Annotated in this window: 17 protein-coding genes and 1 pseudogene; 7 read left to right on the top strand and 11 right to left on the bottom strand. The window is 69.6% G+C overall.

Going from position 1 to position 21,299, the window contains the following annotated elements; all coding sequences use genetic code 11:
- Positions 1-35 precede the first annotated feature (35 nt).
- From OEB96_RS01940 to OEB96_RS01910, 7 genes are all read right to left on the bottom strand, one after another.
- Positions 36-452: an acyl-CoA thioesterase gene (locus OEB96_RS01940; protein WP_266213683.1), complete on the bottom strand. Its 417-nt coding sequence runs from the start codon at positions 450-452 to the stop codon at positions 36-38.
- Positions 449-931 carry a PleD family two-component system response regulator gene (locus OEB96_RS01935; RefSeq protein ID WP_266213682.1) on the bottom strand — a complete coding sequence of 161 codons (483 nt, stop codon included), beginning with the start codon at positions 929-931 and terminating at the stop codon, positions 449-451. The genes OEB96_RS01940 and OEB96_RS01935 overlap by 4 nt, the downstream gene beginning before the upstream one ends.
- Positions 928-3,957, bottom strand: a complete 3,030-nt coding sequence (locus OEB96_RS01930) for a tetratricopeptide repeat protein (protein ID WP_266213681.1) — start codon at positions 3,955-3,957, stop codon at positions 928-930. The genes OEB96_RS01935 and OEB96_RS01930 overlap by 4 nt, the downstream gene beginning before the upstream one ends.
- On the bottom strand, positions 3,954-5,660 hold the full coding sequence (locus OEB96_RS01925) for a sigma-54-dependent transcriptional regulator (RefSeq protein WP_266213680.1): 1,707 nt from the start codon (positions 5,658-5,660) through the stop codon (positions 3,954-3,956). Before OEB96_RS01925 ends, OEB96_RS01930 begins: the two co-directional genes overlap by 4 nt.
- 10 nt (positions 5,661-5,670) lie before the next feature.
- Entirely contained in the window at positions 5,671-6,090 is a 420-nt protein-coding gene (locus tag OEB96_RS01920; RefSeq protein WP_266213679.1) for a hypothetical protein, read from the bottom strand.
- 185 nt (positions 6,091-6,275) lie between these two features.
- Positions 6,276-6,899: a hypothetical protein gene (locus OEB96_RS01915; protein WP_266213678.1), complete on the bottom strand. Its 624-nt coding sequence runs from the start codon at positions 6,897-6,899 to the stop codon at positions 6,276-6,278.
- A gap of 4 nt (positions 6,900-6,903) precedes the next feature.
- On the bottom strand, positions 6,904-8,784 hold the full coding sequence (locus OEB96_RS01910; RefSeq protein ID WP_266213677.1) for a DUF6345 domain-containing protein: 1,881 nt from the start codon (positions 8,782-8,784) through the stop codon (positions 6,904-6,906).
- A 432-nt stretch (positions 8,785-9,216) separates the two neighbouring features.
- On the opposite strand from OEB96_RS01910, the gene OEB96_RS01905 reads away from it, so the two are divergent.
- Positions 9,217-9,450, top strand: a complete 234-nt coding sequence (locus OEB96_RS01905) for a hypothetical protein (RefSeq protein WP_266213676.1) — start codon at positions 9,217-9,219, stop codon at positions 9,448-9,450.
- Between the two features lie 182 nt (positions 9,451-9,632).
- Here the strand turns inward: OEB96_RS01905 and OEB96_RS01900 are convergent, their stop codons facing one another.
- Together OEB96_RS01900 and OEB96_RS01895 are read right to left on the bottom strand one after the other, a co-directional pair.
- The gene (locus OEB96_RS01900; protein ID WP_266213675.1) at positions 9,633-10,142 is read right to left on the bottom strand and encodes an ArsR family transcriptional regulator; all 510 of its coding nucleotides are present in this window, start codon (positions 10,140-10,142) and stop codon (positions 9,633-9,635) included.
- 211 nt (positions 10,143-10,353) lie between these two features.
- Positions 10,354-11,070, bottom strand: a complete 717-nt coding sequence (locus OEB96_RS01895; RefSeq protein WP_266213674.1) for a low-density lipoprotein receptor class A repeat-containing protein — start codon at positions 11,068-11,070, stop codon at positions 10,354-10,356.
- 37 nt (positions 11,071-11,107) lie between these two features.
- On the opposite strand from OEB96_RS01895, the pseudogene OEB96_RS46585 reads away from it, so the two are divergent.
- The 5 genes and pseudogenes from OEB96_RS46585 to OEB96_RS01875 form a co-directional block, all read left to right on the top strand.
- Positions 11,108-12,337: pseudogene (locus tag OEB96_RS46585) on the top strand (carbon starvation CstA family protein); the annotation flags it as partial.
- 145 nt (positions 12,338-12,482) lie between these two features.
- The gene (locus OEB96_RS46580) at positions 12,483-13,097 is read left to right on the top strand and encodes a carbon starvation CstA family protein (RefSeq protein WP_407674605.1); all 615 of its coding nucleotides are present in this window, start codon (positions 12,483-12,485) and stop codon (positions 13,095-13,097) included.
- 127 nt (positions 13,098-13,224) lie between these two features.
- On the top strand, positions 13,225-14,508 hold the full coding sequence (locus tag OEB96_RS01885; protein ID WP_266213672.1) for a citrate synthase: 1,284 nt from the start codon (positions 13,225-13,227) through the stop codon (positions 14,506-14,508).
- Between the two features lie 105 nt (positions 14,509-14,613).
- Complete coding sequence (gene bioA, locus OEB96_RS01880) at positions 14,614-15,963, top strand: adenosylmethionine--8-amino-7-oxononanoate transaminase (protein WP_266213671.1); 1,350 nt, start codon at positions 14,614-14,616, stop codon at positions 15,961-15,963.
- A complete protein-coding gene (locus OEB96_RS01875; protein WP_266213670.1) occupies positions 15,960-17,294 on the top strand; it encodes a hypothetical protein in 1,335 nt (444 codons plus the stop codon). The genes bioA and OEB96_RS01875 overlap by 4 nt, the downstream gene beginning before the upstream one ends.
- A 53-nt stretch (positions 17,295-17,347) precedes the next feature.
- On the opposite strand, the gene OEB96_RS01870 is transcribed toward OEB96_RS01875, so the two are convergent.
- Positions 17,348-18,445 carry a PA14 domain-containing protein gene (locus tag OEB96_RS01870; RefSeq protein WP_266213669.1) on the bottom strand — a complete coding sequence of 366 codons (1,098 nt, stop codon included), beginning with the start codon at positions 18,443-18,445 and terminating at the stop codon, positions 17,348-17,350.
- Between the two features lie 211 nt (positions 18,446-18,656).
- Complete coding sequence (locus tag OEB96_RS01865; RefSeq protein ID WP_266213668.1) at positions 18,657-19,418, bottom strand: MXAN_5187 C-terminal domain-containing protein; 762 nt, start codon at positions 19,416-19,418, stop codon at positions 18,657-18,659.
- A gap of 158 nt (positions 19,419-19,576) precedes the next feature.
- Between OEB96_RS01865 and OEB96_RS01860 the strand changes: the two genes are divergently transcribed.
- On the top strand, positions 19,577-21,223 hold the full coding sequence (locus tag OEB96_RS01860) for a site-2 protease family protein (RefSeq protein ID WP_266213667.1): 1,647 nt from the start codon (positions 19,577-19,579) through the stop codon (positions 21,221-21,223).
- Positions 21,224-21,299 lie beyond the last annotated feature (76 nt).

Genomic DNA, 21,299 nt, shown 5'->3' with positions numbered 1-21,299 from the left:
GCCGAGCGGGCGGGCGGGCGGGCGAGCCGGCCGGGCTACTCGTCCCTGGGCTCCACGAGATCGAGCGGCAGCGGCCGCCCGTGCTCGTCGACCTGCACGTAGACCGCCTCGGCCTCGGTGACCTCGCGCGGGGACACGCCCCGCGCCCGCGCCGTGGGGCTCTCGGCCACCACGCGCACGCACGTGGTGATGGAGGTGCGCCCGCGCCGGATCACCCGCGCATAGCACGAGACCGCATCGCCCACGTGCACCGGGGCCTTGAACTCCACCTCGCGCATCGCCACCGTGACGACCTGGCTGGCCCCGGCGCGATGGGCCGCCACCGCGCCCGCCTGATCGATGAGACCGAGCACGTAGCCGCCGAAGATGGTGCCGTGCGCGTTGGTGTCGGCCGGCATCGCCATCACGCGAATGGCCAGGATCTCTCCCTCACGGGTGGTGCCGTTGCTCATGATCGTCCCTGTACTGCCGCGATGATCGCCGCGCGGATCGTCGCCGCGTCGGCGTAGTCCGGGCAGTAGCGCAGCGCGGGGTCCTTGGCCGACAGCGCCCGGAAGCGGCGCTCCTCGGGGCCGAAGTCGTAGCTGAGGATCACGGGCCCCACGTAGCCCGTCTCGCGAAGCGCCCGCAGCACGAACAGCCCCTGGTTGTCCTGCTGGAACCGCCGGGCTCGAGCCACGTCGCCGTTGAAGCGCGCCGACAGCTCCACCAGGTTGCCGAGCAACGCCTCCTCCGGCGTCCGGTCGAAGCGCATGTCGAGGTAGACCAGATCGGGGCGACGCTGCGCGATCATCTGGCAGGCCGCCTCGCCGCTCTGCGCCTGCCGATAGGTGAAGCCGTCGGCCACGAACGTGGTGAGGTTGGTGAGGTACTCGTTGCCGTCCTCGACGACCAGTACGTCGATGGGCACGTCGTTGGGTCGTCCGTTCACGCTGCGACTCCAGTGATGGCTTCGTCCTCGACGGTGAAGAATCGCAGCACCACCGCCTTGCTCCACCCCGGTGCGCTCTCGACCGAGATCGCGCCATCATAGCGCGACAGCAGGTCGACGGTGATGCCCATGCCGCGCTCGACGTAGCGACCGCGGAGCATCTCGGTCGACAGCGGCTCGGGCGAGCGATCCATCACCCGGATCACGACCGAGGACAGCCCCGTGATCTCGTCGACCTCGGCCCCGAGATCGATCCCCAGGCCCACGGGCGGGCGGGCATAGAGCACGCTGGAGCGCAGCGAGTTGCGCAAGACGTTGGCCAGGATGTCCTCGAAATCGGTCCGGAAGATCCGCACCGTCCCCCCCTCGCCCATCACCGTGAGCGGAGCGAGCTGGTGGCCCACGAACTGCTCCTCGCCCGCGACCTGGTCGTAGACCTCCTGGACCAGCACGCCGTCCACGTCGACCACGCACAGCTCGCGGATCACCCCCGAGAGCCGCTCGAACGCCTGCCGGCCCAGCACGTTGCCGGTGCGGCCCAGCACCTTGGCCAGCTCGAGCTTGTCCCCGCTGCGCAGCCGCTCGGGGCGACGGAGCTGAGCGCTGCGCGACGCGAGCTCCTCGAAGGCCTTGATCATGGGGCGGAAGATCGGATCCTTGCGATAGAGGTTGAGCGTGACCCGGTGGGCCCGGGCGACCTGCTCGAGCTCGCTCACGTAGCCCAGGAAGCGCCCGTAGATCCCCCCGGCCACCCGCCCCCGCCGGTCGCGGGTGTCTCGGCGCCGACGATCGTCGATGCCGCTGCCGTCGCCGAACATGCGCTGGGCCAGCACCGCCGCGCGCTGATCGGCGTCGGGCGCATCGAGCTCGAGGGCGCGGCCCACGTCGGCGAGGAACGCGGTGTTGTGCTTGAGGATCTCGTGGCGGATGAGGCTGAGGATCCGCGCGACCTCGGGGAAGCTCTTGGGCTCGCGCTCGAGCAGCTGGGCGAGCGACGCTCCGCGGTAGTGCCGGTGGATCCGCCACGCGGGCACCACGATGATGAGCGTGAGCACCACCCCCGCCGCCAGGTAGAACTGGAAGAAGCGCGCGTCGATCTCCTGGCGCAGGGCCTGCGCCCGATCCCAGTGCAGATCGTAGTCGCCGGCCTCGGCCAGGTAGAGGTCGAGCTGGCGTGAGGCCTCGAGCGGCTGGTTTTGCTCCCACAGCAGCTCCGCCAGCGCGAAGCGAGCGGTCAGCGAGCGCAGCTCGGCCGCGCGCTCGAGGTGCGGGATGGCCTCGTCGGGCAGCGCGCTGCGGAGCAGCAGCCCCAGCCGCTCGTGCACCTCGGCCTGATCCTCGCGCTTTTGCAGGCTCTGCTCCCAGTAGCGCCGCGCGTCGCCCTCGCGCTGCTGCGCGTAGACCACCCGCGCGAGCTGGTTCAGCACCTCGGGCTCGTCGGGGAACTCGTCGCGCGCCCGCAACAGCACCTTCTCGGCCCCCTTCCAGTCCTGGTGCTCGGTCCCCTGCAGGTACGCGGTGTTGATGAGGTGCTGGAGCTTGGGGTCGAGCAACAGCAGCGACTTCTCGGGCGGCGGCGGAATCGCCAGCGGCTCGTCGCGTCGGATCTCGCGCTCGAGCTCCGCCAGCGCGCGCGCGGCCTGCTGCGCCTCGGGGTCGTCGGCATCGGAGAGCTCGAGGAAGTCGCTGTAGTGCTCTCGGGCCAGCTCGCGGTCGGTGCGGGCGTAGAGCTCGCCGAGCAGCAGGTGCAGCCGGTGCAGATCGGGGCGCAGGCGCAGCGCCGCCTCGAGGTGCTCGATGGCCTGCTCGTCCTCGGCCCCGGCGAACTCCTTCTTGTAGATGAGCCCCAGCGTCATCTGGGCCTGGTAGTCGGAGCGATCCATCTGGATCGCCCGCTTGAGATCCTCGACCGCCTCGAGGAAGCGACCGGTGCGGGCCAGCACCACGCCGCGCAGGTGATACGCCCGCGGAAACCACGGTGACTGCTCGATCGCGACGTGCAGCTCGCGCTCGGCCGTGGCGAGGTCGCCGGCCCGCAGCGCCGCCTCTCCGCGATCGTAGGCGGCCTCGGCCACGGCGTCGGGCCGAAAGCCCTGCGTCTTCTCGAGGTCGCGCAGGCTCGACTCGAACTCGAGCTTGTCGATGATCTCGCTGGCGCCCTTGGTCTCGGGCGCCCCCGCATGGGCGGCCAGCAGCGCCTGATAGGCCTCGATGGCCCCCGCGATGTCGTCGTTGGCGTGCAGGATGTCGGCCCGCAGGCGCAGGGCCCTCGCCACCGGCGCACGCTCGTGGGCCTCGCACTCCTTGCGATAGCGCTCGAGCTCGGCCAGCGCCTCGGCGCGCAGCAGCTCGCGCTCGCCGTCGTCCTTGCTGCGCTCGGCCGCGGCGACCTGCAGCTCCGCCACCACCGCCCGCACGTCGTCGGGGCGTCCGGGTGCTCCGGGATCCTCGACCGCCAGCACGGTCGCCAGGGCCAGGCGCTCCTTGGCGTGGCTGCTGCCGCACAGCCCCATCCACTGCAGCGCGACCCCGCGCTGCTCGATCCACGTGCCCTTCGGATCGTAGGTCTCGAGCGCCATCAGGTCGCCGAGCGCCTGCCGGGGGCAGCGACCCGGAGGGGTCTTGGCCTTGCGCGACTCGGCGCGCCCGAGCAGCGCCGCCGGATCACCGGGCTGCAGCTCGAGCGCCGCCGAGAACTCGCGCAGCGCCTCGTGGTGACGATCCTTGCGCTGCGCCGCCTGGGCCTTGCGCAGGTGCTCGTCGAAGATCCGCTGGCGCATCTCGAACTTCTGCTGCTCGGTGAGCTGCGGCTCGCCGCCGTCGGTCTCCGCGCCCCCGTCGTCGTCCGCCGCGTCCGGCGGTCGCGGCAGCGTTCCCGACGGCTCGTCGTCGACCCCGGGCAGCCCCTTGCCGTCGTCGGGAGGCGGCGCCGCCACGGCCGCCGCGCCGCCGCCGGCCCACAGCCACCCGAGCAGCAACCACCCGCACAGCGGGCTCACCCACGTGATCACCCACGAGCCCCTCATCGCTGCGTCCGTCGCTTGAGCTTGCGCAGCTTGATGCCGAGCTGGTTCATGCGGAGCTGCACCTTGCGGCCCCCCGAGGGATCATCGAGCAAGATCTTCGCGATACGCGCGAGGTCTCCCTGGTATTTCTCGTAGAGCGCCTCGAGGTACTGGCGCTCGACCGCGCAGCTGACCGCGTTGAGCGAGTCTCCCGGCTCGAGCTTGACCCCCAGGTGGTGGCTGCCGTCCTCGGCCTCCACCACCCCTTCGTGCGACGTCGCGCTCGCCACCTCGCGGACCTCCATGGGGCGCAGCAGCTCGCGAACCGTGCGCGGCTGGATCGGCACCACGTCGGGTCGGCTGGCCTGGCTGGGATCGTCGGGCTCGACCAGCTCGGCCCGATCGACCAGGTCCACCAGCGTCAGCGCCACGAGGTTGCTGAGCATCATCTCGAGCTGACGGAAGTTGCCGGGCCACGGGAACTCGCGCAGCAGCTTGAAGCTCGACGGCTGCAGCAGCAGGTGGATCCGTCGCGGATCCACCTTGGTGGGCACGTTGCGCCCCACCGCGATCGGCATGGTCTGCCCCGCATCCGGGACCCACAGCCCGCGCTGCTCGGCATACTGCGCCAGCAGGTCGCGAATGTAGGGATCGGACGCCACGCGGTTGAAGAACGAGCGCATGAGCTCCTGGAAGTCGTCCTTGCGCGCGCGGAGGCTGGGCAAGGTGACCGCCGTGGCCGGGTTGAGCCGCATGTGCAGGTCCTCGCGAAAGCGACCGTCGCGGACCATCGCGCCCAGATCCTCGTTGGTCGCCACCACGATCTTCACGTCGACCTGCCGCTCCTCCACCGAGCCCACCGGGTGGTAGCGGCTGTCCTGCAGCACGGTCAGCAGCGACTTTTGCACGTCGAGGTTGAGGTTGCCGATCTCGTCGAGGAACAGCGTGCCCTCGTGGGCCCGCGCCAGCACGCCGTCGCGGGTGGCGGTGGCTCCCGTGTAGGCGCCCTTGACCACCCCGAACAGGTGCGCGGCCATCAGGTCGCGAGGGATGGTCGACAGGTCGACGGCCACGAACGGGCCCTTGCGGCGCGAGCGGTGGTGGATGAACTCGCGGGCGAGCAGCGTCTTGCCGGTGCCGGTCTCGCCCAGCAAGATGATCGGCAGCCGTCCGCGGGCCAGGATCGACAGCCGCCGTCGCATGGCCAGCATCGACGAGGTCTCGCCCCAGTAGAACGGCTCGTTGGCGGCCGCGGCCGCGCGGCGACGTCGCGCCAGGATCCCCTCGATCTGCAGCTTGAGCGAGCGAGCATCGAGGTAGTCGTCGTCGAGCAGGTAGGTGTAGTCCTCCGCGTTGAGGCGCTCGGCATCGGCCTCGAGCGGCAGATCGTCGCGAGAGGTCATCACGATGACCGGCAGGTCGGGGTAGTCCCGCCGCAGGTGATCGAGGATGTGCAGCCCCTGCCCTCGCCGCAGCCGCTCGAGCACGCGCGCCGGATCGCCCTTGGCCATCAGCGAGGACTTGTCGGCCGGCAGCAGATCGGCCTCGGGGATGTCGAAGTGCACGTCGAGCAGCACGAGGTCCACGCCGTCGCCGTGACGCCCCAAGAGCCGCGCCGCCTCGCGATAGTTGCGAGCGGGCGGCAGGAACACGTGCTCGGGCATGAAGCGCTTGCACAGCTCGAGGTACTTGTCCTCGTCGTCGACGATCAGGATCGAGGACATCGCGGGTCCTTCAGCCCTCCCTCATCAGGCGACGGTGGAGGTCGCGTAGGGCACTGCGGATCTCGTGCTGGGCCTGGCGCAAGGCGGGTCGCGCGGCCGCGAGCCGCCCCCGATCGCCCGCTCGCAGGGCGGGCTCCTGCTCCCGCAGCACCTGCACCGCCGCCGCCACCGTGCGCAGCTCGGGCTCGGGCAGCGGGGCGGGCAGATCTGCCGTATGCGCCTCGAAGACCTCCCACGCCGTCAGGTCTCCCTGGGGAGTCTCGCGCGTGCGCAACAGATCGGCCTGCAGCGCCTCCACCAATGCATCCGTCATCGGCCCGGTCCACGCGTCGTCGTCGAAGTTGGCGCAGCGCCAGGCGACGTACTTGCCCAGGTCGTGCTTGAGGGCGGCCGCCCGCTCCAGCAGGGATGGATCTCGATCGGGGCTCACGGCGTGCGCAGGGGGAGCACGCGAGCATACCCGACGCCCAGTCTCGAGCGAAAGGACGACGAGGCCAGGCTTCATGGTACGGGCTCCTGCGGCGAGACCTCCAACTCGTCATAGGGGCAACCGCCGAACGATCTCGGTTTCTGCATCCGGCCAGCGCGAGCAGGAGCAAGGCGCTGGCGGCGTGCTCACTCCGCCGGGGTGAACTCGGCGACCGCCCTGAAGGACCCGTGCCCGGTCGTCGGCGAGTCGTTGGTCTGACCGCGGTATTCGAAATCCGCGTGGAGGTTGCCGGTGTCGTAGGCCCACCGCATCCAGGCGAAGATGGCCTCGACGTCGTGCTCCTCCATGGGAACCAGGCCCGGTGCGAAGTCCTCGATGGGGGTGATCTCGGCCTCGCCGTAGTACTGCCCGAATGTATCGTCACGGAACACGGTGACGGGCACGACGAGCTCGACCCCGCCATCGTCGAGCCTGACGAACGAGACCACGGCGTCGACGTGCAGGCGGTCCGGCTCGCACGGTCCCGGTCGCTCGGGATCCTTGATGTACTCGTGCATCCTCGCGGACGCCAACTCGATTTCGACGTTTGCCTCGACCTCGACCGTTTGACTGGCCTTGGGGACAGTGATGACGTCGTCGCCGTCGAGCCAGGAGAGCGTTCCTGGAAAAGGTCCCGTGAGCGCTTCCATGTCCTCTTCGAGGATGGTGTCCCATGGGGTGACGAACTGCGGCGAGACCTCTACTTCCTCGTAGGGGCAACCGCCGACGGGATTTCGAATCTTGCAGCCGACGAGCGCGAGGAGCAACACGGCGCTAGCGGCGCACGGGACGGGCAGGGGCTTCATGTCGTAGGTCTCCGAGATCGTCGGTTGCACCGTCTGGATCGGCTCGCAGCATGGGAGCGGACGGAGCGATGAGAGAGAGCGACACGGGTTGTCGCCTCGACACGGCGGGCGTGGTCCCGTTTCCGGGATACGCCACGACGTAGTCTGCGAAGAGCTCGGGGGAGGCGAGAGCCGACGACGATGATCCCGAGGGAAATGCGAGCCCGACGCGAGCGGCCGTGATCTCGTATTGGATCATCTTCGGATTGCTGGCCTCGATGTCGCGCTCGAGCGTGCGCAATGCCTCCTCGGGGGAGCGCGTGATCGAAGCCGAGGAGATCTTGCTGACCGCGAGCGCCGAGACGGCGATGCGGCTGAGCGTTCCGTGGCGAGTGATTCCGAGCTCGAGCCGCGCGTCGAAGACCGGATGGCTGGCGAACACCCCGAACGTCGAGAAGATGTACTCGAAGGGAATCGAGCCCGTGGTGGAGGTGCCCCCGCGCTCGATGAGGCCCGCCTCCCGGGTCGTCAGCGAGAACGTGGGTTCGGTCGGAAGGCCGACTAGCGCGCTGCCCATAGTCGCGCTCAGCTTGCTGAGCGCTTGGTCGCGGGCCTTGCCGGCTTTCTCGAGCTCGGTGCCCTTCTTGCCGTCATCGACTGACTCCGACGCACTAGGCCGCGCTGCGGCTCGGGCGTCGAGGTCATCCACTACCAGCCGATCGATCGATGGCTCGTAGGCGACCTGAATCGCAGGCTTGCCCGGGAGCGTGGTGACGGTGACGTCCTGGCTGGCAAGGATGGCCTGCGCCCACTCCTCGAGCCTTGCTCGCTGCACCGATCTCACCGGCTCGCCCTGCAGCACCGCGACCAAGGTGGACGCGCGGTCCACCAGAGCCTCGGCCGACCGACGTGGCCGCTCCATCCCAACGATGGGAATCTTGGCGCCGACGAGCATGCTCGGCACCTCGGCCGGGGCGACACGCGAGCATCCGCCACACAGCGCCGTGCACCCGTTGTTGAGCCACTCGAAGAAGAACGCATCCGCGGGCTCACCTACGTTGTCGATGAAGCCCGCCCCGCTCGCCAGGTTCGTGGCGCCATGGGCTTGCATCGCCTCCATGCCGGACACGCCCGCCGTCAAGACGACTGGGGAGTTCTTGCCCAGGTCGGCGTTCTGCTCCATCTCGTCGAGCCACGCGTCCTTGGTCGACTGGCCGTCCTCCGTGCGCTTGAAGACGCGGCGAGGCTCACCGCCGCCGATCCAGGGTGAGTTGTGGTAGCCGAAGAACTGGCGCGCCGCGTTGAGCTCGAAGTTGTCCCACAGCACGTCGGTGCGGAGGGTGCACGAGGTCATGAGCATGACGGCTGCCGCCGTATCGCCCGCGAGTTGGCCGAGGCGTGAATGAACCGGGATGGTGGCGAAGCACTCTCCGTGATCCGAAGGCCGCCCCCACTGGAGAAAACCGGGGCCGCCATGGCCCGCATAGATGGCGAGGCGGTGGGCATCACCGAAGGTTCCGTCGGCTCCATTGGGATGCATCGACGCCTCCCAGAAATCCTCCGGCCAAGCGTTGTCGTCGACGAACCGCAGCCCAGTCCACCCGGCGCCATCGAGCCGGGTGCGGAGGCTCCTCGTGATCGTGTTGAGGTTGTCGTTGTCGCAGTCCCCGCCGCCGTCGAACTTCACGCTCTCCCCGATGAAGTACGTGCGGTGATCGAATGGCTCGCCCCCGCCGGTCCCGGTCTCGTCGACGCCCGCTTGGCCGCCCGAAATCTCTGCACCCTGCGCACCGTCGGTTGCCGAGACGTCGGTCGTCCCACCCGTCGTGGGCGGCACCCCCGGGCACCCGAAGACTCCGAGCGATGACAAGGCGGCGCTCACCCACCACCACCCGTTACGCCTTCCGCCGCTCATCGAGCCACGGTGCACCGCCCCTGCACAGTCGTCAACCGACCAAGCGGCTCGTGAGCCAATCCCGGCCGAGCAGAACACCATTTCCGTCTCGCCGCCGTTCTCGCCATCCCTCGATTCATGCTCGCATCCCGTAACTCCCGAATGACACGGTGAACGTTCGATGGTGATGCAGCGAGTGGGTGGCGAGGCCCGGTGCCGGAGGCGGGCCTGCGGGCTGGCTCGTCGGGCGCTCGCATGCGGGCTGGTCGTCGCCGCGATCGGCTGCAGCCGTCGCATCGAGGAGGACCCTCCGATCCCCGAGCACCGCTACGACGCGTGCGAGAGCTGGTGCGCGCTGATGTTCGACCCCGTGTGCCCGGCGCAGGAGATCGAGGCGCCAGAGGAGGAATGCGTCGACGTCCCCTCGCGGAGGACATCCTGTGGGCGCCGGTCAGCGACGGCGTGGACGCCTGTGCCGAGACCCACGTCGCCTACGTGGACTGCCTCGAGACGCTGTCGTGCAGCGAGATCCAGCAGCACTTCGCGCTGATCAACATGGCGCCGACCGACGACGGCTCTGCTCACTTGAGCAGCGATGATGGCCCGTCCGCCCGCTACGAGCCGTCGCCGATCGCCCAATAGAGCGACATCAACTCGTCGACCCATGCCGGCTGCGTCGGCCCCTCGGCGCCAGCAGCCAGCGTCGCCAAACCGCGCAGCATCCCAGGGTCGGAATCGACGGACGACCAGCCCCAGAGCCGGTTCGAACCACCAGTCGGGCCCCAGTGCCGTGCCTGCGGCGTGGGCCAATGCCCGGCAGCCGCCTAGGCCACCCGATACCGCGTCGCCCGAGCGCGGCCGCTGCTGACGACCTTGCCCATCTTCTTCATCCAGTTGAGGTAGCCCCGCAGCTCGGTCACGTCGATCTCCAGGCGCTTGGCGAGCTGACCGATCGTCAGCGGCTCCGTCGCCATCGCCTCGAGGATCCGCCGATAGATCCGCTCTTCCCGGCTCTCGGGCCAGACTTCATTCGAAGCCGCGTTCGAGGCCGACCCCGCCGCGGCCTCGGTGCCTGCGACCACGCGCTTGCGGGTCGTGGCCCGCGTGCCTCGCGAGGTGGGGGTCGCCCGCATCGAACCCTGGGAGCGGAAACCCGCCTCGCGCAGCGCCTGGGCCAGGTCGCGCAGGCTGAGCGCGCGCACGGCCGCGCCGGCATCGCTCTCGAGCAGCTCACGCAACGTGGTCTGCGGCGGCATGCGAGCCACCGTGCTCATGGCGGCCTTGGCTTGGTTCTGTCGGAGCGCCGACTCGAACAGCTGAGCAATCTCGGTCATGGCCTACTGTCTGCAACTTGGTCCGCGAGGGGCCAAGGGCCCGTCCCGCGTTCTTTGGCGCGGGGGACTATGCCACCGGAGCCCGGACGCGTAAAGGCGGCATCGTTGGCTCCGAACGGGCCCTCACGCTCGTTCCTCCGGCCCGTTCGGGAATTCCCGCACGCAGGAGAGCCACCGCACGGGCCCGTGGCCGCCGCCCCATCGAGGGTTCTCACTCACACCCGAACGCACCGAGATCGACGGGCTCCTCGGTGCAATCGAAACAGCACGCCTCGCACTGCCCGCGACCGTCCAGCCCCACCCCCCAGGAGAGACCCCCGGCGGCCGCCCCCACGCAGACCAGCTCGCCCTGCAGACACTCGATCTCCTCGTGGCTGGGCAGGCCCACGCCGTCCGACACGAACGTCTCTTCGGGTCCGGGCCACGCCCAGTCGCGATCGCGAGACCACAGGCGCCAGCGGACATCCAGGTCATCGTCGCAGTCGTCGACCAGCGTCCACTGCTGGACCTTCTGCTGCGCGCACGTCTGCGCCGCCTCGTCGTTGCCGTTGGCGCAGTCGGGGATCCCGTCGCACAGCTGCCGCAGCGCGAGGCAGTCCCCGGTGCCGCACACCGCCAAGAACCCCTGCTCGCACACGCAGGCCCCGGCATCGCAGTAGGCATTGAGGCCGCAGGTCGTCGTGCAGCCGCTGCCCGGGTTCATCGACTGGCAGCCGTGCTGCGCATAGGCGTTGCCGAGGAAGCCCGCGCTGCAGTAGCACGCACCATCGCGACAGTAGCCGTTGTCCGAGCACCGCACGTCGTCGCAGGCGCTCGGCGGCGGACCGTCGTCGGGAAGGTCGACCACGCAGGCCCCCAGACCCAGACCCAGTCCCAGTCCGAGCCCTCGCACCGCTCCCGAGAACCACCGCCACCCGCTCGCTCGCATCGCCGCTCCGCCGTGCGCTCGCCTGCCCCGACCGCTCATGTCCCGACGCACCATGCCCCATGGTAGCGCGCTCGTCGTGGCTGTCAGGACGGGGGTCCCCTCGGCGGGTGGCCCCGATCACCCGGGGAATCCCGCGGTCGACGGCGGGAGACCTCGGTTCGGCGACCGCCGTGCACGACCGAGCCCACGGCCGCCAACGGCGGGGTTACAACCTAGGCCCATGAGCCCGGCCCTCGTCGCGCTGTGCGCCTTCGTCGCCTACTTCCTGGGCTATCGCCTCTACGCGCGCTACCTCGCGCTCGACGTCTTCCGGCTCGACGACGGGCGCCCCACCCCCGCGCACACGATGCGCGACGACGTCGACTACGTCCCCACCCGCCCCTCGATCCTCTTTGGCCACCACTTCGCCTCGATCACCGGGCTCGCCCCCATGCTCGGCCCCGCGGTCGCCGTGATCTGGGGCTGGCTGCCCGCCGTGCTGTGGGTGGTGCTCGGGGCGATCTTCGTGGGCTGCATGCACGACTTCTCCGCCATGGTGCTGTCGGTGCGGCACCGCGGCGCCTCGGTCGGCGAGGTCGCCCACGACGTCATCAGCCCCCGCGCCCGCACCCTGTTCCACCTCGTCATCTTCTTCGGGGTGGCGCTGGCCATGGGCGTGTTCGTCTACGTGATCGCCCGGCTGTTCTCGCTCGAGCTCGCGCCCGGCCACCCCGGCTATCCGCAGGCCGTGCTGCCCTCGGGGCTCTTGATGGTCGTCGCCATGGTCGCCGGCTGGCTGCTGTACCGACGCGGGGTCTCGCTCTTGTGGGTCACGGTCGTGGGCTTCGCCATCGAGCTCTCGAGCATCCGCCTGGGCATGGCGCTGCCCACCCTGGGGCTGCCCGAGTCGGCGTGGCCGAGCCCCACCACCTGGACGTGGATCCTCCTGGGCTACGCGTTCGTGGCCTCCGTGCTGCCGGTGTGGGCGCTCTTGCAGTCGCGTGACTTCCTCAATGCGCTCCTCCTCTATCTGGGCCTGGGCCTGGCCTACCTCGGCCTGCTGCTGGGAGGCCACGAGTTCGTGGCCCCGGCCACCCGCTTGGATCCCGAGGGCGCGCCCTCGATCCTCCCGTTCGTGTTCATCGTGATCGCCTGCGGGGCCGCCAGCGGCTTCCATGGGCTGGTCAGCTCGGGCACCACCGCCAAGCAGCTCGACAAGGAGAGCCACGCGCGCCCCGTGGGCTATGGCGCCATGATCGGAGAGAGCCTGCTGGGCCTGCTGGCCACGCTCGCCTGCACCGCCGGCCTCGCCTCCCCGGCCCTGTGGGACCACACCTATCACGACTGGGCCGGGATCCAGGCCCTCCCCAAGACCCTCGACGTGTTCATCCAGGGCACCACCGCGTTCCTCACCAGCCTCGGCCTGCCCGCCGATGCCTCCGCCGCGCTCATCGCCATGGTGGTGGTCTCCTTCGCGCTCACCACCCTCGACTCCGCCCACGCGCCTGCTGCGATTCAACATCGAGGAGATCGGCGCATCCCTTCGCATCCCCCTGGTGAGCAGGTGGTCGGGCAACCGCTACGTGGCCTCCGCCGCCGCCTGCGGCGTGATCGCCCTGTTCGCCTTCTACGAGGTCGACGTGATCGGCCCGGACGGCGCGGTGGTCTCGCGCCCCGCCGGCCTCGCCCTGTGGCAGCTGTTCGGCACCACCAACCAGCTGCTGGCCGCGCTCACCCTCGTGATGGTGACCCTCTATCTGCGCAGCCGCGGATGGCCCAGCTGGCCCGCCGCCATTCCCGCCGTCGGCATGATCGGCTCCACCCTCGCCGCGATGATCATCAACCTCACCGAGCTGCGCGACCCCCTGCTCCTCGGGGTCGGCTCGGTGCTCCTCCTGCTCGGGACCGGCGTGCTGCTCGAATCGGCGCTCTCATGGGTACGAGCCCCCAAACCCAAGGCCCAATCCCAAGCCCAACCCCAATCCCAAGCCCAAGCCAGTCCCGAACCGGGCGCGGGCTCGAGCCCCGAACCTCCGTCCCAAGAGTGACAATAGTCACATTTGCCCGTATACGAGGACTCTCGCCATCGCGACCGTCCGTTTGCGCTCGCCCCGAACACCCTGGTCGATCTAAAACGCGTGGCGTGATCTGGGCGCGAAGCGCCGCGGAGGATTGATGAGCAAGGCCACCCTCAAGCTGGACGACAAGGACATCGAGCTTCCCCTCATCACGGGGAGCGAAGGCGAGCAAGCGATCGACATCGCCCAGCTCCGCGGGCAGACGGGGCTCATCACCCTCGATCAGGGCTTCGTCAACACGGGCTCGTGCCAGAGCGCCATCACCTTCATCGACGGTGAGAACGGCATCCTGCGCTATCGCGGCTATCCCATCGAGGCATTGGCCGAGCGCTCGTCGTTCCTCGAGGTCGCCTACCTGCTGATCCACGGCGAGCTGCCCACGCAATCGCAGCTCGACGAGTTCAAGCACTCGATCACCCGCCACACCATGCTGCACGAGGACTTCCGCAAGTTCTACGGCGGCTTCCCCAAGTCGGCGCACCCCATGGCGGTCGTCGCGGCCACCACCGCCGCGCTGTCGACGTTCTATCCCGACTCGCTCGACACCGACGATCCCCTGGAGGTGGAGATCTGCACCAAGCGCCTGCTGGCCAAGCTGCCCACCATCGCGGCCTATGCCCACAAGCACTCGATCGGGCAGCCGTTCATGTACCCCGACAATCGCCTGGGGTACGCGGCCAACTTCCTGCGCATGATGTTCGCGACCCCGTGCGAGGACTACGTGGTCGACGAGGTCATCGCCAAGGCCCTCGACGTGCTGCTCATCCTCCACGCCGATCACGAGCAGAACTGCTCCACCTCCACCGTGCGCGTGGTGGGCTCGTCGCAGGCCAACCTGTTCGCCTCGATCTCGGCCGGCGTGTCGGCCCTGTGGGGCCCGCTCCACGGCGGCGCCAACCAGGCCGTGATCGAGATGCTCCAGCACATCGAGAAGGAGGGCATCAGCGGCCGGGAGTACCTCGACAAGGTCAAGGACAAGAAGTCCGGCATCCGCCTGATGGGCTTTGGCCACCGCGTCTACAAGAACTTCGACCCGCGGGCCAAGCTGATCAAGAAGACCTGCTCCGACGTGCTGGCGCGGCTGCACGAGCAGACCCGCCTGCTCGATCTGGCCATGGAGATCGAGGACATCGCCCTGCGCGACGAGTACTTCGTGGAGCGCAAGCTCTACCCCAACGTCGACTTCTACTCGGGCATCATCTATCGCGCGATCGGCATCCCCACCGAGATGTTCACGGTGCTGTTCGCCATCGGCCGCCTCCCCGGCTGGATCGCCCACTGGATGGAGATGCACCAGCAGGGCTTCCGCATCAGCCGGCCGCGCCAGATCTACACGGGCGCGACCGAGCGGGACATCACGCCCATCGGTCAGCGCGGCTGATGGAGCACGCCTCCCCGAGCCCCTCTCGATGGATCTGGGTCGATGGTCGACCCGGGTCCATCGACCCGGGTCCATGGGCGTAGGCCGCTGACGGGTGTGGATGGGATGGACGACTGGCTCGCCCGCGACGCCCGCGTCCTGTGGCATCCGGCCACTCACCTCGACGATCTCGACCGCCTCCCAATCTGCCCCATCGAGGCCGCGCAGGGCGTGTGGCTCGTCGAGGCGGGTGGACGTCGGATCCTCGACGCGATCGGCTCGTGGTGGACCTCGATCCACGGCCACGGGCACCCCCGGATCGTGGCCGCCATCCGCGAGCAGGTCGGACGCCTCGACCACGTGATGTTCGCGGGCTTCACCCACGCGCCCGCGATCGAGCTGGCCGAGGCGCTGGTCCGAGCCGCCCCTGCCGGCTACGGCAAGGTCTTCTTCGCCGACTGTGGCTCGGCCGCGGTCGAGGTGGCCCTCAAGCTCAGCTTCCAGGCGCACCAGCAGCGCGGGGAGCCGGGGCGCACGCGCTTCGCGGCGCTGACCCACGGCTACCACGGCGAGACCCTCGGCGCGCTCTCGGTCTCGGGGACCGATGCCTACCGGCGGACGTTCGCGCCGCTGCTGGTCGAGCCGATCTATATGAGCGCCCCCGAGCTACCCGATCACCGCGTGTCCGATCTGCCCGAGGACGGCGGGGGCGAGGCGGGCGCCGACACTCCCGAAGCCGAGGCCGCGGTGGCGCTGCTGCACGCCCACGCCTCCGAGCTCGCGGCGCTGGTGGTGGAGCCGCTGGTGCAGTGCGCCAGTCGCATGCGCATGACCGGCGTGGGCTTCTACCGCCGCATCACCCGGGAGGCGCAGCGCCTGGGGATCCACGTGATCGCCGACGAGATCGCGGTGGCCTTTGGCCGAACCGGACGGCTGTTCGCAAGCGAGCACGCCGGGGTTCGTCCCGACCTGATGTGCCTGAGCAAGGGCCTGTCCGGGGGCGTGCTGCCGCTTGCCGCCGTGCTGGTCCGTGCCGGGTTCGAGGACGACTTTCGCGGCTCGCCCGCGCGGAGCTTCTTGCACAGCCACACCTTCACGGCCAACCCCATCGCGTGTGCGGCGGGTCGGGCCAGCCTGGCGGTGCTGCGAAGCGAGGGGACGCTGGCGCGCCTGCCCGAGCGGATCGCCGCGATGGCGCGCCGTCGCGAGGCGGTGGCCGAGCGCTGCCCGGCCGTCGTCCACCACCGTCAAGCCGGCATGATCGCGGCCCTCGAGGTCGGCCCCCGGCCGGGCCGCGCGGGCGTGGCCGATGGACGGCTGGGCCTGGCCTTGCGCGAGGCCGCGATGCGCCGCGGCGTGCTGCTGCGCCCGCTTCATGACACGATCTACTGGATGCCCGCCCTCGACATCGACGACGAGGCGCTCGACGTCCTCGCCGAGGTCACCGCCGAGGTGATCGAGGAGGTCCTCGGATGAGGGCGCGGGCTCGCCTAACGGTGGGGCCATGCGCGCTGCTGGGGCTGCTCGGCTGCGGCGAAGGCCTGCCGCCCATCGAGCTCGAGCTGTCCAAGAACTGCAACCGGGTCGAGGTCCACTCGCTGGCCTCGACCGTGGGAGATGGGGCCGAGGTCGTGGACGTCGCGGCCGACGGGGTGCTCGGCGACACCGCGTGGATCCTGCTGCGCCGTGAAGGCCCCACGGGAGCGACCGAGACCGTGGTCCAGCGCATCAGCGCCACGGAGGTCCTCTACGAGCAGGTCATGCCGATCTCCTCGCCGTCGATGACACTGCAGCCCGCGGCCGAGGTCGGGCAGGTCTGGGTGGTACGAGACGAGCAGGGCGTGTCCTTCGCCGTGTGGAGAATCGCGCCCGACGATCCCGTGCGGCCGCTGCTCGACTCGGAGGAGCTGTCCTCGTTTCCCACCGACTCGCTGTGCGAGGAGTGTGAAGGGTTTCGGTGGCCGCGTCGGCTGATCATCTTGCCGAGCGGCCCGGCGTTGGTGTCGATGCCTCCAGCGACCGACGACGCCACGCTCGAGGTGTGGGTGGGCACCCTCGACGATCGTGGTGCGCAGATCCGCCTGTCCCGTGAGCACGAGCTCAAGTTCGAGCCGCCCTGCGATGGTGACACGCCCGAGGCCCAGGCCCTGTGCGAGATGGATCGCATGAACCTGCGGTACCCCGAGGTCTCGCTGCTGGGCGTTCAGCAGGATCCCCGCCAGCCTCGGACGGTGCTGTTCGGACACCGTACGCGGCTGCGAACCTACGACGGCGAGGACGATCCGCTCGAGTCCGCCGACGTGTTCATGGTGTTGGTGTTCCTCGACGACGACAACGATCCCGCGGGCGAGCTTCGCTCCTACTCCGGGTTCTACGACGGCAACGCGCCTCCGGGTGGTGTGCCACCGCTGCCCACGGCCGATCCTCCGTACGGGGTGGCGATCGATCGCCATGCGGCCTACGGCTTGTTCAGCAACGGCGGCCAGATCGCTCGCCTCATCCAGCTGCCCAATGCCGACCCCGAGTTCGAGGAGCTCAGCGCCCGGGTGTCGCTGGAGGTCGAAGCCTCGCTGCTCCAGCTCGATCGCGATCTCGCCGCGGGCCGCTTGGTCGATGGCGCATGGGAGCTCACCAAGCTGTTCCCGGATGACCCCTCGCAGTCGGAGGTGCAGCGCTACGAAGCCGATGAGCCGATCACCGAGGTGGTGTCGGGAGGGATCGGCACGTTCCTGCTGCACAAGGCGGCAGCCGAGCCCAGCGTGGTCCGCGTGCGCTGCCCCAATCTCGAGCCCGATGCACCACCATGAAGGAACGCCGCGTCGTGGAACGACGCGGCGTTCCCGAGGGCACCGGGCCCGATTCAGCCGGCCTGATCCACGGCCACCGCGAGGTCGTACAGGCCCTCGGGCGGGAAGAAGGCCGTGGCCGGGATGGGCTCCTTGGCCCCGCCGTCCTTGGCCCACGTGAGGCTCAGACCGGCCTCGGTATCGGCACCCTGGTAGTAGAGGAGATCCAGGCCGTACTCCCCGGGCTCGATGAAGAGCGTCTCGCAGACCTCGCGGGCCGCTCCCGCGCCGTCGTTGTCGATCACCGGGGTCTGATCGAGGAACAGCAGGGCGCCGTCTCCCGCGGTCAGGCACAGCTCGTACTCACCGGCCTCGACGATGTTGAGCGAGCCCTGGAAGTGGATGCCGAAGCTCTGGCTGCGACCAGCAACGCCCGCCGGAGCCGCCCCCGCCGGGATGTCGAGGTCGTCGACCGCCACCAAGGCGACGGGGTTGCCGAGGTCGTTGAAGTTGGGGACCTCGGCCGCGTCGGCGGGCGCCTCGTAGACCTTGCCGAGCAGGCCATGACCGACGACGGTGCGGGGTTGGTTGAAGGCGCCATCGGCCGCGGTGGCGGTGAAGGTTCCCTGGGTCTTGATCCGCGTCCCTCGACCGATGCGGCCGGTTCCCTTCCCGACCTCGACGACTCCACTGCTGACGGCGCCGACCTTGGCGACCACGCGATCGGGCGTGACCTCGACGATCTCGAGTGCCTTGCCGCCGACGAAGACCTTCACGGCCTTGGCATCCTCGGGGAAGCCCGAGCCATAGACCTCGATGAGACTGCCCACGGCGGCGCTGGTGGGGAACACACCGTCGACCGCGAACTCGGGCCTCGTGGGGCGGGTGACCTGGGGCTTGTCCCCGGAGACGGGCGGCTTGGTGGGAACGAGGGCGATCGACTTGCCCTTGGCCTTGGCTCCGCCTCGAGTGCCAGTGGAGGCGCGAGCCTTGGGTCGGGGTCCGGTGGGAGACGTGGTGTTGCCCTGATCGGTCCCTCCCGCGGTGTCACCGTTCTCGGAGTAGTAGCCGTCGTACTGACCGGCGTCGGGATTGTCCGACCCCTTCGACGACGATGCGCAGCCAAGGCCAAGCGAGAGACAGGCGAGCAGGAGGGAATGCGAGCGAATCATGGCGTTCTGTCCTTGCCCCTTGCGGGCGGCGCTGAGACGGAGGTCGCTCCGGGGGCATTCAGGCGACCAAGCGCGGCGCCGACGCTGGAGCGCAGCCCTGCGGGGCTGACGCAGCGAATCATCCGGCAACGCCCGGGCGCACGCAACCGGCCAAGCGCGATCTGGCCGTGATCTGGGCGCGATCTGGCCATGAATCTGGCCATATCAGGGGCTATTTGGCCCCAGCAACCGGGCGGGCGCGCAGCAGCACCTTGCCCTTGACGGTGGAGACCTCGAAGGCCACGGGGCCGCCGTGCTGCTCGCGGAGCTTGGGCAGCTCGCGCGAGAGCTTGCGCGCGAGCGCTCGCTCGGTGAGGCCGGACGTGTCCTCGCCGATCGCCTTCTTGGCCGAAACGAGGTCCTGGAACAAACGGCGCACCTCGGTGCCCTTCATGCCCGGCACCGGGACCGGCGGCGGAGGCGGGGGGCGAGGCGATCCGGGCGGAGGCGGAGGCGTGGGTCGAGGCGCGCTGATCTCGGTGACCCGAGGGCGAGGCGCGTCGGAGGCCGGCTCGACCCTCGGGGGGGACGGCATCGGGGCGGCATCGTTGGCCTCCGCCTCGGATTGCTTGGCGTCCTGCTTGGCCGGTGGGGCCGGGGCGGGGACTCGCCGCTGGGCTCGCATCTGGAGATCGCGGCGAAAGGTGCCGCGCTCGATCTGATTGAGCACGCGGGTCCAGTAGTACTCGTAGGTCACCAGGCGGGCCTTGAGCCCCGACATGCGGAAGCGCAGGGCCGTCTTGCGCATGTGGAGCCTCTCGAGGCGCCGCAGCTCGGCCTTGACGTCGCGGTGCCGCGAGGCCGGAGCCTGGCGCTCGATGCCCACGAAGTACTTCTCATAGAGAAGCCGCAGCTCCTCGATGGCCTCCTCGAAGGCATCGAGCACACGCGACACGTCTGCCGCGGTCACCGCGTTGTCGCCCTCGGCCGCCAAGGCTCGACCGCGATGCTAGCACGCACCCGGGGGCCTGCGGTCTCGCCGTCGAGCGCTCACGGCCACAGCGGCCGAGCCCGCGCCGCAGCGCCCGGGGCGTCGATCCCGCGGCTGCCGCGCACGGCCGCATGGGTCCGACTGGTCTATGCTGGGGGCTCGTGGGCAACTTCTGGGCCTTCATCCTGCTCATCGGACCGCTCATCTTCATCCACGAGCTCGGGCATCTGCTGGCCGCAAAGCTCGTGGACGTGAAGGCGCCACGGTTCTCGATCGGGTTTGGACCGCCGCTCTTGCGCTTTCGGATGGGCGAGACCGAGTACTGCCTGGCTCCGATCCCCCTGGGCGGCTACGTGACGTTGCTGGGCCAGGCTCCAGGAGAGCGGATCGCCCCGGGCGATGCCGACCGGGCGTTGTCGGCCAAGCCGCTGTGGGCCCGGATCTTCGTGCTGGCGGCGGGTCCTGCGGCCAACCTGGTGCTGCCGCTGCTGATCTACTTCATCTACTTCCTCACGCTCGCTCCGACCTCGCTGCCGCCCGCGGTGATCGGCACGGTGGTGGATGGCTCGGCGGCCGAGCAGGCCGAGCTGCGGCAAGGCGACCGCATCGTGGCGATCGACGGCGAGGACGTGCGCTCGTGGAACGACATGGGCAAGCGCATCGAATTGGCGCCCGGTCAGGAGCTCCGCGTACAGATCGAGCGCGACGGCGAGCGCATCGACCGGGTGGTCACGCCGAGCGTGGAGCTCGAGCGCGGCCCGCTGGGCGTGACCCAGGTGGGTCGCCTGGGGGTGGTTCGGCGGTTCTATGCACCGCAGGTCGGGGTCATCGACGAGGCCTCGGCGGCCTACGTGGAGGGGCTTCGGACGGGCGACGTGATCACGTCGATCAACGGAGAGCCGGTCCGCACCATCGAGGAGCTGCAGCGCATGCTCGAGAGCACGGGGGACGGGCTCGTGCGCCTGACCTACCTGCGGGCCGAGCCGGTGGCGGGTCCCCTGGGCACGTACCTCTTCTACGAGTCGGCCCATGCACAGCTGCTGCCACGCAAGGGACCCGATGGGAGGCCTTCGACGGGGCTGCGCCCGGGCAACACGTTCGTGCGCGCGGTCGATCCGGGATCCCCCGCGGAGCGAGCCGGGATCCGGCCGGGAGATCAGGTGCTGGAGGTCGACGGCACTCCGTTCTCCACGTGGCACTATCTCATCAACGTGCTGGGGGCCCGGCAGCAAAAGCCCCTCGTGCTCACGGTGCAGTCGCTGGGCGAGCGACGCCCCAAGACGGTGGAGGTCACCCAGGAGATCCGCACCTGGGAGGACAACACCGCCAGCAAGAACGAGCACAAGGAGCTGTGGTTCGGCGCACACTCCTACGAGAAGTGGACGCTGGCTCCGCCCGAGCCGATCCGCGGGCGCTTCACCTACGCGGTCTCCTCCGCGGTGGAGGAGACCGGCTCGAACATCTCGATGATATGGACCGCGCTGCGTCAGATGCTGACGTTCCAGCGTGGCCTCGAGGATCTCTCGAGCGTGGTCGGCCTCTACCACGCGGCGGGGGATGCCGCGGATCAGGGGCCGTCGAGATTCATCACGCTGATGGCGCTGCTGACCATCAACCTGGGGTTCGTGAACCTGCTGCCGATCCCGATCCTCGACGGGGGACACCTGCTGTTCTTCACCATCGAGGCGATCCGTCGGCGGCCCATGGGGCAGCGCGCCCGGGAGATCTCCAGCGCGGTGGGCTTGGTGGTGATCTTGCTGCTGCTGCTCATCGCGACCCGCAACGACATCATGCGGATCTGGTTCTAGTCGCCCACTCGCTGACGCGTACCCCCAAGGATGAAACCTGGGGGTACGCTTGGGGCAGCCAGCGCAGAGGTCGGCC

Source organism: Paraliomyxa miuraensis (assembly GCF_026337845.1).
Classification (GTDB): Bacteria; Myxococcota_A; Polyangia; order Nannocystales; family Nannocystaceae; genus Paraliomyxa; species Paraliomyxa miuraensis.
Note: the sequence above shows the minus strand (reverse complement) of the source record. Positions and strands in the feature narration are given on the sequence as shown.